General features: G+C 70.6%; 13 protein-coding genes. 6 read left to right on the top strand and 7 right to left on the bottom strand.

All coding sequences use genetic code 11. From position 1 onward, the window contains the following. Positions 1 to 51: 51 nt before the first annotated feature. Complete coding sequence (locus IPK71_15175; protein ID MBK8215079.1) at positions 52 to 2,376, top strand: UvrD-helicase domain-containing protein; 2,325 nt, start codon at positions 52 to 54, stop codon at positions 2,374 to 2,376. Positions 2,377 to 2,495: 119 nt separating this feature from the next. Then, on the top strand, positions 2,496 to 3,749 hold the full coding sequence (locus IPK71_15170) for a GAF domain-containing sensor histidine kinase (GenBank protein MBK8215078.1): 1,254 nt from the start codon (positions 2,496 to 2,498) through the stop codon (positions 3,747 to 3,749). A 29-nt stretch (positions 3,750 to 3,778) separates the two neighbouring features. On the opposite strand, the gene IPK71_15165 is transcribed toward IPK71_15170, so the two are convergent. The 4 genes from IPK71_15165 to IPK71_15150 all read right to left on the bottom strand — a co-directional run bounded on the left by IPK71_15165 (position 3,779) and on the right by IPK71_15150 (position 7,273). Continuing rightward, entirely contained in the window at positions 3,779 to 4,642 is an 864-nt protein-coding gene (locus tag IPK71_15165) for a hypothetical protein (GenBank protein ID MBK8215077.1), read from the bottom strand. Positions 4,643 to 4,733: 91 nt separating this feature from the next. Continuing rightward, the gene (locus tag IPK71_15160) at positions 4,734 to 5,531 is read right to left on the bottom strand and encodes a hypothetical protein (GenBank protein MBK8215076.1); all 798 of its coding nucleotides are present in this window, start codon (positions 5,529 to 5,531) and stop codon (positions 4,734 to 4,736) included. Positions 5,532 to 5,618: 87 nt separating this feature from the next. Then, positions 5,619 to 6,992 (bottom strand): PQQ-binding-like beta-propeller repeat protein, encoded by a 1,374-nt coding sequence (locus IPK71_15155; GenBank protein MBK8215075.1) that lies wholly within the window; start codon positions 6,990 to 6,992, stop codon positions 5,619 to 5,621. Then, positions 6,989 to 7,273, bottom strand: coding sequence for a hypothetical protein (locus IPK71_15150; protein ID MBK8215074.1), 285 nt, complete (start codon positions 7,271 to 7,273; stop codon positions 6,989 to 6,991). Before IPK71_15150 ends, IPK71_15155 begins: the two co-directional genes overlap by 4 nt. On the opposite strand from IPK71_15150, the gene IPK71_15145 reads away from it, so the two are divergent. The 3 genes from IPK71_15145 (at position 7,272) to IPK71_15135 (ending at position 10,815) form a co-directional block, all read left to right on the top strand. Continuing rightward, on the top strand, positions 7,272 to 7,568 hold the full coding sequence (locus IPK71_15145) for a hypothetical protein (GenBank protein MBK8215073.1): 297 nt from the start codon (positions 7,272 to 7,274) through the stop codon (positions 7,566 to 7,568). The two genes, IPK71_15150 and IPK71_15145, sit on opposite strands and share 2 nt — an antisense overlap. Positions 7,569 to 7,799: 231 nt before the next feature. Next, complete coding sequence (locus IPK71_15140; GenBank protein MBK8215072.1) at positions 7,800 to 10,337, top strand: hypothetical protein; 2,538 nt, start codon at positions 7,800 to 7,802, stop codon at positions 10,335 to 10,337. Positions 10,338 to 10,341: 4 nt separating this feature from the next. Then, positions 10,342 to 10,815, top strand: coding sequence for a hypothetical protein (locus IPK71_15135; protein ID MBK8215071.1), 474 nt, complete (start codon positions 10,342 to 10,344; stop codon positions 10,813 to 10,815). 49 nt (positions 10,816 to 10,864) lie between these two features. Here IPK71_15135 and IPK71_15130 read toward each other — a convergent pair whose 3' ends face one another. From IPK71_15130 to IPK71_15120, 3 genes are all read right to left on the bottom strand, one after another. After that, the gene (locus IPK71_15130; GenBank protein ID MBK8215070.1) at positions 10,865 to 11,638 is read right to left on the bottom strand and encodes a hypothetical protein; all 774 of its coding nucleotides are present in this window, start codon (positions 11,636 to 11,638) and stop codon (positions 10,865 to 10,867) included. After that, positions 11,635 to 12,837, bottom strand: coding sequence for a hypothetical protein (locus IPK71_15125; protein MBK8215069.1), 1,203 nt, complete (start codon positions 12,835 to 12,837; stop codon positions 11,635 to 11,637). Before IPK71_15125 ends, IPK71_15130 begins: the two co-directional genes overlap by 4 nt. A gap of 167 nt (positions 12,838 to 13,004) precedes the next feature. Further along, the gene (locus IPK71_15120) at positions 13,005 to 14,564 is read right to left on the bottom strand and encodes a hypothetical protein (protein ID MBK8215068.1); all 1,560 of its coding nucleotides are present in this window, start codon (positions 14,562 to 14,564) and stop codon (positions 13,005 to 13,007) included. Between the two features lie 86 nt (positions 14,565 to 14,650). On the opposite strand from IPK71_15120, the gene IPK71_15115 reads away from it, so the two are divergent. After that, on the top strand, positions 14,651 to 15,853 hold the full coding sequence (locus IPK71_15115; GenBank protein MBK8215067.1) for an aminotransferase class I/II-fold pyridoxal phosphate-dependent enzyme: 1,203 nt from the start codon (positions 14,651 to 14,653) through the stop codon (positions 15,851 to 15,853). Positions 15,854 to 15,863: the final 10 nt, after the last annotated feature.

The following is a 15,863-nucleotide window of genomic DNA, read 5'->3' as shown; positions in this document are numbered from 1 at the left end:
CGCCGACAATGTTTGCCGCGGGGCCGGCAGCCCTTTGGTAGAACCCCGGGGGTGTTCTCCGACGACGATTTCGAGGCCGAAGGGCCGGCCGAAGACCCCTTCGCCGACGGCCTGAACGCCCCTCAGGCGCAGGCGGTGGCCCACACGATGGGCCCCCTGCTCGTGTTCGCGGGCGCGGGGAGCGGAAAAACACGCGTCATCACGTACCGAATCGCGAACCTCGTCGCCCGCCACGACGTGCCGCCGTTTCGCATTCTGGCCGTCACGTTCACCAACAAGGCCGCGGGCGAGATGCGGCACAGGCTCGAGGGCATGCTGGGCCCGGCCGCGCGTGAGCTCTGGGTCGGCACGTTCCACGCGACGTGCGCCAAGATCCTGCGCAGGTACCCCGAAGGTGCGGGGCTCACGTCGAGCTTCGTCATCTACGACGCGCAGGACCAACGCTCGGTCATGACACGCGTGCTCCGGGACCTCGAGCTCGACGAGAAGCGCTACCCCCCGAGGGCCATGCTCGCCCGCGTCCACAAGGAGAAACAAGAGGGGCGCGGCCCGGACGAGATGAGCATCGACTCCTACCTCGACGAGGCCGCCCAGAAGGCCTACGTGGCCTACGAAGCACGCCTCCGCGCGGCGAACGCCGTCGACTTCGAGGACCTCATCTTCCGCGTGGTCCGCATCCTCGAGGCCAAGGACGGGGCCGAGCCCGCCGTCCGCGAGGCACGCGACGCGCTCCGTCGCCGATTCTCCCACGTGCTCGTGGACGAGTTCCAGGACACGAACGGCACGCAGTACCGCCTCCTCCGCGCCCTCGCCGAGCGGACCCGAAACCTCTGCGTGGTCGGCGACGACGATCAGTCCATCTACCGTTGGCGCGGCGCCGACGTCCGCAACATCCGCGGCTTCCGGCACGACTACCCCGACGCCGAGGTGGTGAAGCTCGAGCAGAACTACCGCTCGACCGCCAACATCGTGCGGGCCGCCCTCGGCGTCATCGCCCCCTCGTCGACGCGCGAGCCGAAGCAGCTCTTCACCGAGAACGACGCGGGCTCCAAGGTCCACGTGATCGAGACGGCGAGCGAGAGGGACGAGGCCGCGTACGTCGTGAGGCTCGTCCGGGACGCGATCGGGGCGGGCGTCGACCCGAAGGAAATCGCCGTATTTTACCGGGTCCACGCGCAGTCGCGTGTGCTCGAGGAGCAGATGCGGGCGGCGAACGTCCCTTACCAAGTGGTAGGGGGCATGAAGTTCTTCGAGCGGGCCGAGATCAAGGACGCGCTCTCGTACCTCCGCGTGCTCACGAACCCGAGGAGCGACGTCGACCTCTTGAGGATCGTGAACGTCCCTGCGCGCGGCATCGGGAAGACCACGATGGAGCGCGTGACCGACCTCGCCACCCAGCGGGGCACGTCGGTCTTCGAGGCCATGGGGCACCTCGACGAGGCGCCGGACCTGGGCGCCGCGGCGCGCAAGCGGCTCGGCCAGGTGCGCGAGCTGCTCTCCGCTCTCGCCGAGCTCGCCAAGACGCGATCCCCGGCCGACGTGCTCCGTGACGTGCTCGCCAAGACGGGGTACCGAACGGCGCTCGAGGCGGACGACAGCCCCGAGGCCGACTCGCGCCTCGAGAACCTCGCCGAGCTCGAGGGCTCGCTCGACGACTACGCGGCCGAGTGCGAGGCGCGGGGCGAGAAGGCGACGGTCGAGGGCTTCCTCGAGCGGGTCTCGCTCGACTCCGACCTCGACGGCGCCGAGCCCGCCGGCAAGGTGACGCTCATGACCGTGCACAGCGCCAAGGGCCTCGAGTTCGACGTGGTCGCTCTGACCGGCATGGAAGAGGACATGTTCCCCTACAAAGGCATGGACCTCCGCGGGGACGAGGAGCTCGACGAGGAGCGGCGGCTCGCCTACGTGGCCGTGACACGCGCCAAAGAGACGCTCGTCATGACGTACGCGAAGATGCGCCAGGTGTTCGGCACGACCCGAACGGGCGCCCCGAGCCGCTTCCTCCGCGACGTCCCACGAGACGTCGTCCTCGCGAGTGCGACCTCGGCCGCGAAGGCGACGGAGGCCTCGCGCTACGTCGACGCCACGCCACGCGCCACGATGGGCGGCGGTTTCCGTCATCCTCAAGCGGCGAGGGCCGCGGCGCAGAGCCCCCCGCGCGCGCCCGGAGAGCGCTACGTCGATCACGACGACGCCCACGAGCGCTACGACGAGCCGCGCGGCGGGGCCCTCCGGCGAGGGGCTCGGGTGCGCCACAAAAAGTTCGGAGTGGGTCAGGTCGTCGAGCTCTTGGAGCTGGCAGAGCCGGCCGTCCTCGCCTTTTTCCCGGGGTGGGGCGAGATGAAGGTCCTCACGCGGTTCCTCGAGCCCGGCTGAGGTCCAAGGCCTCAGGACCATTCGGCAATCGGATGACACTACGAGCGACCGACTGAACGGCGACCGGAGATACGTCATTTTGAGGATGCGGTCCCGTTGCGCAAGTGCATCATGGGCGCATGACCGACGAGCGGATGAGCGCGTTCGAGAAGGCTCGGCTCACGATCGCGCGGGCGGGGGTGTCCTCGGAGGCAGAGCTCGACGAGGCGGTGGCGAAGGTCACGCGCATCGCGAGCGAGACGCTCGACGTCGAACGATCGAGCTTGTGGATGCTCGACGACGACGATGTGCTCCGCTGCGTTCACTTGCACGTCCGAGGTCAGGGGCATGTCCCCTGCGACGTGGCCCTGCGTATGGCCGACTACCCGCGGTACGCCGAGGCGGGGCGCACGCGACGAGTCATCGCGACCGAGGACGCGCGGCGCGATCCGACGACCGAGGCCTTCTGCCACGCCTACCTCGAGCCGAACGGCATCCATTCGATGCTGGACGCCCCGGTGTTCCAGTCCGGAAAGATCGTCGGGATGCTCTGCCAGGAGCACTGCGGAGGCGGCCCTCGGGCGTGGACGACACGCGACGTCGACTTCGCCGGAAGCATGGCCGACCTCCTCTCGGTGGCGTTCGAGCAGGCCGCACGCACCGAGGCCGAGCGCGCGAGAGCCGCCGCCGAGCACCGGCTCGCCGCCCAAGAGCGCATGGCGGCCCTTGGGCGGCTCGCAGCCGGCGTCGCCCACGATCTCGCCAACATCGTGCAGCTCGCTACGCTGCAGGTGGCCGTGCTCGCACGAGAGCCGCTCGGAGAGGTCGGGCGAGGCGCCGTAGCCCTGCTCGACGACGCGATGGCCCAGGAGCAGCGCCTCTTGCGGCAACTGCTCGTGTTCGCGCGCCAGGGCTCGGTGCGTCGCTCGCCCGTCGACGTGGCAGGTGTCGTCGCGAGCATGCGACCGCTGCTCGACGCGATCGCCGCGGGGGGTAAGCTGCACGTCGATACGGGACAAGGAGGCCTCGTGTGCCTCCTCGATCGCGGGCAGCTCGAACAGGTGCTGACGAACCTCGTACGGAACGCGTTCGAGGCGTCTCCCGGCGGCGAGGTGCGGGTCGCCGTGAGGGGCGAGATCGGTCGTGTCGCCATCGAGGTGGCCGACGACGGGCCCGGCGTGCCCTCCGAGCTTCGAGAGCGGGTCTTCGAGCCCTTCTTCACGACGAAAGAGAAGGGCTCGGGGCTCGGCCTCGCCGTAGTCCGCACGATCGCCGAGGCGAACGGCGGCACCCTCGCGCTGACCGGAGCACGCGAAGGGGAACGACCGGGGGCGCGCTTTCGTTTGACGTTCCCGATCGCCTCGAACGACGACGCGGCCGAACCTTCGTCGTAATCAACAATCCATTCGGGCGTTTACGACAATCAGTCCCGCGAGGCGTCGGCCGAGGCGTCGGCGCCCGCGTCGGCCACCGGCGAAGCGCAGAGCTCTCGGGCGACGGCGAGGAACGCGTCGCGCGTGGTGCGACCCGTGCATCGACCGAGCCACTCTCCGCGGCGCGCTTCGATGGTGTCGAGGCACGAGCGCGCCACCGTGAAGGCCGAGCTGCATGCGGCGGCCTCGGCCCTCGGGTCGCACGTCGCGAGATCCGATGCCGAGCACGACGCGCACGCGGTGGTGATACACGTGACGGCGCGCTGGGCGGACACGGCGCAGTCGGGGCGGCCGATGACGAGCGCAGCGCACGTGGTCGTCGCCGCCGCCACGGTGTCACCTCCCGCAGGCACGATGGCCCCAAGAGGCGCAGACGGGCCCGAACGGCCGGCGTAGGGCCCGAGCGCGCACTCCGCGCACGGACGATCGGCCGCGATCGCCGTTTGGCAGCTCGGCCCCCCGTCGAGACAGGCGTCGGCGAGGGCCGCGAGGGCGCTCGGCGTACAGACTCCCTGCGCGAGCGCCGGGGGCACGCCCACGATAGGCTCGATTCCGCCGGGGTCGTAGCAGGCAGGGCCCGTGGGCGCCGGGGGAACGAAGGCGCCGTCGGGGGACGAGGCATCCGTGCTGGGGCGCGCGGGAGGATCGCTCCGCTCGATGGGAGCGCCGTAGACCGCCGAGCACGCGACGGACTCGACGGCGAGCAGGACGGACGCGACGCCGAGCGCGATCGCCGCGCGGCTCGTGCGCGTCTCCGGAGGAACCTCCGCTCGCGTGGTTGCACTGCAAAAAGGACAGGCGACGGCGTCCTCGCGGAGGTGACGGTCGCACGCTGCACAAAGGAAGAGAGCCATAGGAGAACCGTAGCAGGCTCTCGGCAGGACGCCGGTGACCCACCTTCCGAAGACCGGAAAGCTCGCCCATCGTGGTTGGATGCGAGCGTCGTCAGTCGGTGGGAGCATCGCCGGGCGCGTCGAGCCCACCGTCGCTCGCAGGCGCGCCGCACAGCTCGTGGGCGACCGCGAGGAAGCCGTCACGAAACGTGGGGCCGGTGCACCGCGCGAGCCACTCGCCCCGACGCGCGACGATGAGATCGAGGCACGAGCTCGCTGCCGCGATCTCCGGCGCGCAGGAGCCGGCCCGGGCATCGGCCTCGCACGAGGGGAGCTGCGAGGGCTCGCAAGACGCGCACGCCGTGGTCACGCACGTGACGGCGCGCTGGGCGGGAATGGCGCAGTCGTGCCTCCCGATGACGAGCGCGGCACATGCGTAGGTGGAAACCTCCCCGCTCTCGTCGTAGGCGATGGCGCCGAGCTGCGACGCGGACCCACCGCTTCGATCGTAGGGTCCGAGAGCACACGCGGCGCAGGCACCGTTGGCCGCGAGCACGTCGTTGCAGCTCGGCTTGCGCTCGAAACACGCATCGGAGATCGCGACCAGCGTCTCGTCGGAGCACACGCCCGCGAAGTGCGGCGGAGCCGTCAGATCGAGGAGCGCGGCGGGCTGCTCGCACGAGGCGGGGGGACGAGGGGCAGTCGCCGCGTCACGAGGCGCGGGGCGCGAAGCGTCGAACCATTCCCCACCGGAGGCGCCATAGACGGCGACCACCGAGCACGACTCGACCGCGAGCACGGCGGAGGCGACGCCGAGCACGATCGCGGCCCGGTGTGCGCGCGTGGCGGCAGGTACCGGTGCGAACACACAAGCGCCGCAGAAAGGGCACTGCTGGGAGTCGGGACGCACGTGACGATCGCATACGGCGCAAAGAAGAAGTCCCATCGAAGAATCGAATAGCAGAGACGACGAAATTGTCAGGCGCGTCCCAAGGGATCAGGGCGCGATCGCGTAGACGGTGCCGTCTTCGGAGGGGACGATCAGGGTGCCGTCATCGAGCAGGGTGAGGGGGGCGTCGACGTCGCCTTTGGTCGCGAAATCGAAGACGATTTCGCCCTCGGTCGAGACGCCGTAGACGTGATCGTCCTGGGTGCCGAAGTAGAGCGTGCCGGCCGCGTCCTCGAGGGGGCCACCGTGGATTCCGTGCTCGCGTGCACCCGTTCCCTGAATGGGGAAGGCGCCGACGATCGCGTCTCCGCGGACGCGCACGACCTTGGGCGCGGGGCCGTACGTGCCGACGAGCACGTCTCCGTTACGCGCGATCGAGAGCGGCCCACGCACGAACCCACCGACGCTCGTGCGGCCGAGCACGCGCCCGTCCGTGCCGAGGCGGACGACCTCGCCCGCGTCGGTGCCGACGGCGAAGGTGCCGTCGTCGAAGACGGCGGGCGAGCCGTCGACGTCGGCGCCGAGGGTCGTGCGGAACGCGACCTCGAACGTGCCCACGACGAGGCCGTAGACGTGGTCGTCTTGCGAGCCGACCACCACGAGATCGTGGGCGTCGAGCTTCGACGGATCGCGGCCGACGAGGGCGGGTGCAGTATACACCTTTTTCTTCGCCTCGAATTTTTGCACGACGTTCCCCCGCGGGTCGACGCGCACCACGGCCTTCCCGGCGGCGACGACGACGTCGCCGCCGGGAAGCACGAGCGGCGCGACGTCGACCTCGTCGCCGAGGTCGACGGACATCTTCACCCGCCCCTCGGGCGTCACGGCGAGGAGCTTCCCCGCGTCGCTCCCGACGTACACCGTGCCGTCGGGCCCCACGGCCGGCGCCACGTAGCTCCGCGCCGGGTGCCCCTTTTTGTCCTTCCCGAGGGGCACACGGAAGCGCTCGAGCCCGTCGCGCGAGAGCGCGACGAGCTCGCCCGCGAGCGTGGCCACGTAGAGCCGCGCCCCGTCGGGCGCGACGGCGACCTCGGTCGCCGCCGCGCCCCCCACGGGCACCGCGAAGGCCACGTGCGCGCGCCCCGTGCGTGGGCCTTGGGCCCACGCGCGGTGCGTGCGACGTGGGCCCCCGTGGGGCACGTGCCCCGTGGTGCCCGCGTGGGCGACGCGCGCGGCCGCGACGTCGGCCGGGGCCGGCGGCGCGGCCGCGGGCGGCGGCGTGGGGCCCGTGAGGCGCGGGAGCCCCGGCGGCCGCGTCGCCGGCTCGGCCGGCGACGTGGCCGACACGAGGGCGGCGGGGGCCTCGGGGCACGCGGGCGCGCGGCGGCTCGGCGCGCGGAGCGCGCGCGAGCCGACGAGCGCGACGAGGAGCGCCGTGAGCGCAGCGAGGGGCACGAGCGGGACGACCCGCGCGGCCCTCACCGCTTCCCGGTTCGGCGCTCCGCGACGCTCGTGACCGCGACGGCCTTGCCGCGCGGCCCGACGTCGCTCGTCGACCGGTTCGCCCTCGTCACCCCTTCGCGGGGCGCGCCCAGCGCATGCGCGGCTTCGCCCGGCATGCGCCGCGCGAGCCACCCGATCAACGTGAGCCCAGCCGTGCGGGTGTCCTCGGGCATCTCGGGGTCACGCATCATGCGTGAGAGCTCGCCGATCATCCGCGTACGAATGCACTCCTCGGGCGAGTGCCCGAGCTCGGCGTTCATGGCAGCCCACGCCTCCATCGTCATGTTCGACGAGCACGGAACCTCGTCGACGTCGACGGCATCGGATCGTGTGATCCGCGTGACCTTCGTCCTCGAGGACGAAGGCGGCGGCTCGGACCCTACCTCGGTGGAGCGACCGGCAACACCGGTCACCGTGACACGAAACTCGGCCTTGCTTGAGGACTCGCGCGTCAAACTCGAACCTTTCGAGGAGGGTCTCGTGGGAGGTCGCATAAGCGAGGAGGGCAGCGAACCGAAGACGTACCCGACAGCATCGGGCGATGCTCCGTCTTAGGCCAAATTCTATCGAATTCAAGCAGCATTCACGCAGCGCGTCGCCGGCATTCTCCGTGCCAACACCGCGCCATCTCCGCCGAGCGTGCCTCTTTCGCAGGCAGTATGAAACCCAAGCAATACCAGGCACTTATGCATGGCAGCTCGGGTGACCACCCGCGACCCCTCACCGGCGCACGGCACGACTTTTCTCCCAAGCTCGCCGTTCTCGGATAGCGTTGCCGACGGACCGATGGCCGGGATTCCGCCTGCACGCGACACGGACGCCGAAGACGTCTCTTGGGCGCTCCAGACCGCCGAGACGCAATGGCGCAGGAACGAGCGCGCCGACGCGCTCGTGTGGCTTCGTCGCGCCGCGCGCGCCGCCGCCGACGAGAACGACGACGACCGCGCCATCGAGCTCGGCCGCGCCGCGGCGGAGCTGAGCGAGGCCCTCGAGCAGGCGAGCGCAGCCAAGCCCAGCCTCCCCCCTATCGACGTCTCCATCGACGACGTCGACGTTCGAGTCTCCCTCGCGCCCGTCTCTCTCGACTCGGCCGACGTGCAATCTCTACCGCCCTCGGCGCCTCCGTCGGCTCCCCCTGGCGCGCCCAAACCGGTGATGCCCGCGATCCCACGCGCGCCGGCGTTGCCTCGGGCGAACCTGCCTCCGCGAGCCGCGGCGTCCCCGGCGCCGTCGCCGGCCAAGCCTCCCTCCCCGACGTCGCGAGCATCGTCCCCTCCGTCCTCGCATCCGCCATCCCAAGCGCCGTCGTCGCGGAAATTCCCCGTGCCGCCGCAGTTCCTCTCCCAACTCGGAGGACACGACCCCGCGGGCGAGGACGAAGAGACCCTCGCGGGCAAACCCTCCACGGAGCGCACGTCGGAGCGCCCCGCCGCACGAAGGTCCGTGCCGCCGCGGCCCTCGCCTCGCGTCCCCGGGAGCCTGCCTCCGGTCCCCCTGCCCGACGTGCGCCCTCCCATGCCGACGCCCATCGTCGACATGAACCACCTCGCCGAGATGGCGCAGGCCGCGAAGGAACGTAGCTCGAGCAGCGCTCCCCCTCCCCCCGACGACGACGAGCGTACGGAGACCGGTCGCCCAGCTCCCCTGGCTCCCGACGCCACGAACAAGACCGCAGCGCTCCCCTCCCTCGCCCCCGACGACCCCGACGAGCACGAGGACGAGCGCACGAAGCTCCGACCGAACCCGCGCCACTCTCCCCGCGCGCGCATCGACACGCAGCTCGAGGACGAGGACACCCAAGCGCGGCGCCTCGAGCCACCGCTCTCGGCCGAGGCTCCCCGCGGCGAGGACGACGAGCGCGGAGAGCCCGCGCTTCCCGAGCCACCGCCGACGGCCCCCGAGCTCGAGCCGCGAACGGAGCCGACCCCGGTCGAGGTCGCACCAACTCCCCCTCGGCCCGCCCCGGCCCGCCCCGGCCCGCCGCGCCCCTCCCCTGGTGACGGCGCCAGGCGCACCTCCCCTGGTGACGGCGCCAGGCGCACCTCCCCTGGTGACGGCGCCAGGCGCCTAGAGGGCCCTCCCCGCCCCGAAGGCAGTGGCGTAGCGCGTGTTGCTCCTAGGGCATCGGCTCCGTCCGCTCGCACACCTGCTACGCCAGCGGCTCCCGCAGCTCGCCCAGCCCTCTCCGAGAGCCAGGCCCCGCGTCCCCACGCCACGCCCGAGGCCGAACCGCTCGCCACGGTATCCGCGAAACCCGAGCCCGACGCGCCCGAGCCCACGTCCTCGTCCGAAGGTCGCGCCGATCGCACGGCCGAGGTGCCCGCCGTCGACCCGAGCACCGCGGTCCTCGAGGCGTCCCCCGAGCCCCCGGCGCGCGCGTCGTTCACGGAAGAACGCCCCACGGCCACCGCCGACACCGAAGACCTCCCTCGCGCCCCCGTCGAGGCCCCGGTCGCCCCGACCGACGTGTCCACACGCGAGGTCGCGGCGGTCCCCGAGCACGTCGCCGCGTCGCTCCTCTCCGATTCCGAGGCTCCGCCGAAGCTCGAGACCTCCCCCGAAACCTCCACGGCGACGAGCGCCGAAGGCCCCCCCGACATCGCGTCGATCGAGGCCTTCGGAGACCTCCCCGACGACGCGCGCGAGACCTTCGCGGCGAAGGCCACGGTGCGCAGGCTCGTGCCCTCCGAGGTGATCGAGAGCTTCGCGCTCGCGTGCGTGCTCGACGGCGACGTCGACATCGCGCCGGCGAAAGTCGACGTCACGATCGGTCGGATTTCCAAGGGCAACGTGCTGCGCGCGCAGGGCACCCCGGACGCACGCGTGGCCATCCGGCTCGTCGGCTCGGCCTCCGGAGGCACCGTCGCCGTGTGGGACGACGCCGCCGTCGGGGAAGCGTTCGGGAGCTGCCCTTGGGTCGAGGACGACCTACGCGCCGCTGGCGACGCACTCCAGGCGCTCGCCGGCGTCACCCAGGGTCCGCTCGGCACGCGCATCGACTCCATGCTGCGCGAGCTCGTCACCTCGCGCCTCGCCGTTCGTTCGCTCCTCGAAGGAGAGACGCTCGTCGAGCGCGGCGCGCAGGTACCGGGCATCGTCGTCGTCGGCGTGGGGCAGCTCGATCTGGTCGATGGGGAGCGCGTCGTCGGCACCGTTCGCGCGGGCGAGTTCCTCTTCCCGGAGCAGGTCCTCGGAGCGGGTATGGCGCCGGCATCGGCCCGCGCGGGGTCGGGCGGCGCGCTCGTGATGTTCGGAGACCGCAAGCTCGCGCAGGAGCTCCTCGTCACCGTGCCTCCGCTGCTCGAGATCCTCGCGGGGATGTGAGCCCATGGGAGTCGCCCGGCCCGCGCGGACACGCGAAGAAGAGACGGAGCACCTGCTCGCTCTCTACGAGGGAGACGCGACCCGCGTGCTCGCGCTCGTCGACGGGCAGCTCCAGAGCCTCGCGGCCCGCGCGCAGACGCTCCTCTCGCTCACCGGCATCACCATCACGGTGACGGGCTTCAGCGGCGCCAACATCGCCAAGACGAGCGTGGCCGCGGCGGTGCTCATCGTCGCGGGCCTCGTCCTCGTGCTCGTCGGCGCGGCGCTCTGCATCGGCGGGATCTTGGTGGTGCGCTGGACCACGCAGATTGCCCCCTGCCCGCCCCGCGACGCCGTGCTCTACGCCCTCGAGAACCGCGATAGGAAGACCTTGGCCTACGGCCGCGCGCTCACGTTCGTGATCCTGGGGCTCAGCACCTACGTCGCGAGCGTGGCGCTCTTGCTCCTGAACGCCCTCTTTCCCCAGGGGCGCTCGTGAGCCGCAAAGGCGCCATCAAAGCACCGTAACTATTGAGTTTTACGAAACATCAAAACTCGAACGCGAGGCCCATGGCCCACGTGTTCGCCCCGACCCGCAGCGCGTTCGACTGGGCGATCCCGTTGAGCGTGCTGAAGTAGTACTCGGCGTAGAAGTACGTGTTGTTGATCCCCACCGACTGGTCGAGGTTCACGGCGGCGCCGCGGTCGATGAAGTTCAGCGCGAGCGCCGCGCCGAGCGCGAAGTGGGTCCCGAACGAGTACCCCTTCCCGGAGACGGGCCCCGCGCCGGTTTGGTACTCGGCCGTACCGCCCGTGTTCGCCGCGCGCCAGAGCCCGAGACCGAGGCCGGCCTTTCCGTAGGGGACGATCGGCACGCCGAAGTCGCGCCAGAGCACGTCGGCACGAAGCACGGCGACCGCGTAGGACTGCCAGATGTCGAGGGAGGTCTCGTCCCCCGAGGGGCTGTTGTCCCGGAGCAGGCGGGCCGTGTCGCTCATGTTCGTGTAGCCGAACCCGAGGCCAGGTCCGATCGAGCCGAGGTGCGGGATACGAAAGGCTTGCCAGTCGAGCTCCCCCGCGAACATGAGGCGAGGCATCGTGCCGAACGTCGACTCGTAGGGCTTCCCCGTGAGGCCCGGCTCGCTGTCGATCTGCGGGACGTACGGGGAGAACCGAACCTCGGCGGCGAACCGCTGCGGGCTCTCGTATTTCGAGTGCCGCGTGAGGGACGACTCGGCGCAAGCTTCGGGACTTACGAGCACGCACGGGGCCGCGGCCAGGACACCGGCAAGCACGAAACAAAGGCGCGACGGCCTCATCACGACACCACCTTCTTCTTCGAACGACGACGCATCATGGCCCCGAGCGCGGCCACGAAGGGCACCGCGGCGGCGAGGCTCCCCTCGGACGAGCCCTCGGCCGAGCATCCCCCGGCTTGGCCCCCGGAGCTCCGGTAAATGTCCCAAAAGTCCGTGGTCTGCCCGGGCGTCGCGCACTGAGGAGTCGACAACGTCCCCACGTTGTCGAACGAGTCGACGGCGGCCACCGAGACCGCGTACTTCGTGTCGTTCCGGAGCTTGGAATCGAACGCGGTCTCGACGACCACGCGACTGCCGGTGTTCCCCCCGAGCTCGGCGCAGAGGTACTTCGCGTCCGGGAGGACCGGGGCCCCGCCGTCGGACTGCGACGGGACGAGCACCGACGAGCTGCACTGCGCGCTCCCCGTGGATACGGTCTCGGTGCGCTTGGTGCAGGCGGCGTCGACCGGCTCGGCGTCCTCTCCGGCGTCGAGCGAGGCGCTGGCGTCGGGGCAGACCTCGACCTCTCGGGTGGTCGTCGTCGAGGACGTCGGGCGGTCGTCGCAGTAGACGCGTACACCACGCTGGTCGGTGACCCCGGCCTCGCCGACGGCGTCGAACGTGACGATGAGGCGCGTGTTGCCGGGGAGCACCTGGAGGCCCGTGAGCGCGGCGGGGCCCTGCGTCTTCACCTGGATGTCGACCTGATCGGTGGTACCGATCGGGTCCGTCCCGGTGCCCTGGAACCACATGAAATAAAGGCTGAAGGTCGACAGCGCGATCCCGGAGCACACGGAAGGATCGCCCGTCGCGTCGATCACGTTCGTGCCCGTGCTCCTCTTGATGATGTTGCGGACGGGGATGCGAATCGTGCCGGTCTGCGCGATCGTGAGGTTGCCGAACGGGCGCCAGCACTGCTGGGTCGTCCCCGTGCGCGCTGCGATGGGCTTGCAGTCCTGCTGCCCGGCCCAGACCTCGAGCGTCTTGTTCGCGTCGCCGCCCGACGTCACGTAGTTGATCTCGAGCACCTGGTTCGCCAGGCAGTCGGCGTAGTTGATGGCCTCGGGGTTGATCTGGCGTTTGGTCACGGTCTTTCCGTCCGGGGTGAGGCGGAGGAGAGACTGCTTGTTGCTGATCGTGACGGACTGTGCCTGAGCGGCGCCCGCGGCGAGGAGGACGCCGAGCAGCGCGAGGCACGCAGGAAGGGTGCGAAATCGAGGCATCGGGCGGCCTTCAGCATAGCCCGTGCCACCCGAAAACCCTCGTAGAATCGGCGGCTCCGAACCCCACGCACGCCAACGTGGCACGGGACCGACAGCGCGCGCCCGGGCCATGACAGAATGGCAAAACGACCCGCTTCAGGTCGGTTTCGCTTGCGCGCGGACGCCCCTCAGTCTTCGTGGGAGTCGGGCTGGGCCGGCGTCTCGGGGCCCTCTTCGATCCCGAGCTCGCCCGTGGAGAGCTTGAACCCGACGAGGCGCGTGGCCGCGGGCGTCTCGCACCGGAGCTCGCCTTTGATGTTCCCCTTCGCCAAGAGCTCCTGCACGCGCTGCACCGACTCGCGGCTCGTGTGGTGCACCCCGTAGACGTGCCTCCCCCCCTGCACCGTCTCGAGCAACGTGAGCCCTTCGACCTCGTGATGACCCGCGAGGAGACGCCGCACCTCTTGGTAGCTCCCGTGCTGCGGGGGGACGGGCCCGAGCGCGAGGAAGTAGCTCGCGTGGCACTCGGCGAGCGGCGGGGGCGCGGGCCGTGGGATGTCGGGCCACTCGACGAACGTCGGCGCGGCGCTCTTGTGCAAGAGCGAGTGGAGGAGATCGTCGCCGTCCTCGATCGAGGCCGCGACCCAGACCTCGTCGACCGATCGCGCCGACACGGTGAGCGGGACGAACTGCGGAGGCTTCTGGAGGACGTATTTTCCGGCGATCTTCGAGTACACGTAGTGCGACTCTTCGCGGAGCTTCGGCAGGGGCACGGGCCGCCATGCCCCTTTGGGCTCACGCCTCCAGACCTGCGCCGTGCGGGCCGCGAGCTGGGTCTCGACGACGAAGAGAGCGCCGTCGATCCCCTCCGAGAACGAGAGGATCTCCGCGAACTGCTCCGGTATGTCGATCGCCGTCCAGGACTTCCCGTCCCACTTCGCGGCGTACGGGCGCTCACCTCCGGCCGCCGAGATGGTCGCGGTCACGAAGACCCCGGTCTTCTGCGTATGGAGGTGCACCGCCTTGACCTTGGCGTCCTTGGGGAGAGTGAACGGGAGCGTGTCGAGCGTGCCGGTCTTCGCGCCGCCCGAGAACCGTTGCACCACGACGCGACCGTCGGCTTCACGGCACGCACGCCCCGCGACGATGACCTCGCCGCTCCGCGCGCCGACCGTGTCCCAACAGTATTGCGGCGCGAGAGACAGGCCCGAGGGTTTCGCCTCGGTGGCGACGATGTCGAGCCGAGCCTTGGCGTACGGCTGTGGCGCCGACTTGTTCCCGACGAGCACGTACGCGCCTTGTTCGGAGACCGCCACCGACACGTAGGTCTCTGCCCCACTCGCGCGGTTCGAGGGGCCCACCGTGCCCCCTTTCACCCGGCGCACCGAGTTGCCGATCGTCGTCGCCGAGAAGGTATAGAAGTCGTCCGGCGTGCCGCCCACGGCCAGGATCTCGCTCGCGTCCTCGATCTTCGCGAGCGGCTTGGTGAGGTCCGAGGTGCTCGCGACCATCACCCCGGACGAGACGAAATCGCCCTGGCCGAGCTGTGCGTGAAGCCGCGTGATGCCGTTGCGGCTGCGTGTGTGCACCGCGAAGGGCATCTCGACCGCGTTGACCACCGCCGCAGTCGGGCCCTTCGGCCCCTGCGCGCCCGTTTCGGGCCCCGTGGGGCCCTTGAAGACGGTCGGACCGCATGCGGAGGACACGAGGGCCCCGAGGAGCGCCAGGAGGAACGGAGATCGACGCATAGCGCCATTCAAAGTACCTCAGAAGCGCCCTCGTGACAGCACGGAAGGGCAGCATCCGCGCGAGAAATTTCCTATAGAAGGACCCCATGTCGCGCCTCGTCCCCGCTCGAACCGCTCGCCCCTCCGACGACCCCATCTTCGCGCTGAACCGCGAGGCCACTGCTCGAAAGTCGAAGGGGGAGGCCATCGTCAACGCGACCGTCGGCGCCCTGCTCGACGACGCGGGTCGGCTCGCGATCCTGCCCTCGACCGCACGCGCCATCCACGAGGTGCCCGACGCCGAGTGGGCCGCCTACGCCCCGATCGCCGGCACGCCCGAGTTCGTGCGCGCGGTGATCGACGATCTCTTCTCGCTCACGCCCGAGCTCGCGGCCGCCGCGTGCGGCGTCGCGACGCCAGGTGGCACGGGCGCGCTCCGCCACGCGATCGCCAACTTCCTCGAGCCCGGGCAGAAGCTCCTCACGACCTCGTACTACTGGGGCCCGTACCAGACCCTCGCCGACGAGGGTGACCGCGGCATCGAGACGTTCCGCATGTTCGACGACGGCGGAGGCCTCGACGTCACCGCGCTCGACGCCGCCCTCGGCGCGCAGCTCGCAAAACAAGGGCGCGCGCTGATTTTCTTGAACGACCCATGCCACAACCCGACCGGGTACTCGATGAGCATGGAGGAGTGGGAGAAGGTCGCGGCGGTGCTCGCGCGCCACGCCGAGAAGGCTCCCGTGACGCTCCTCAGCGACATGGCGTACTTCACCTTCGCCGACGGCGAGCCCCGCGCGTTCATGCGGTTCCTCGCGCCGCTGCTCGGGAAATGTGGGCTCCTCTTCGCGTGGAGCGCGTCGAAATCGTTCACGCACTACGGCCTCCGCGTCGGCGCGCTCGTGGCCTGCGAGCCCGATCCCGTCGAGCGCGCGCGTGTCGAGGCGGCGCTCACCTACTCGTGCCGCGGCACGTGGTCGAACTGCAACCGCGGCGGGCTCTACGCCGTCACCAAGCTCCTCACCGATCCGGCGCTGAAGGCCGCGTGCGATGCCGAGCGAAACGCGCTCAAAGAGAACCTGCGGGCCCGCGTGGCCGCGTTCAACGCCAAGGCCAAAGGCAAGCTCCGCTATCCGCGCTACGACGGGGGTTTCTTCGTCACCGTGTTCGCCGACGACGCCGAGGCGCGCGCCGCTCGTATGCGCGAAAAAGGGGTCTTCGTCGTTCCCGGGAAGGGCACGCTGCGCGTCGCGTTGTGTGGCGTGGCCGAGAAGGACATCGACACTCTCGTCGCAGCCTTGGCCGACTGACGCGGCATCA

It is taken from the genome of Myxococcales bacterium, from assembly GCA_016712525.1.
GTDB lineage: Bacteria > Myxococcota_A > Polyangia > Polyangiales > Polyangiaceae > JAAFHV01.
Note: the sequence above shows the minus strand (reverse complement) of the source record. Positions and strands in the feature narration are given on the sequence as shown.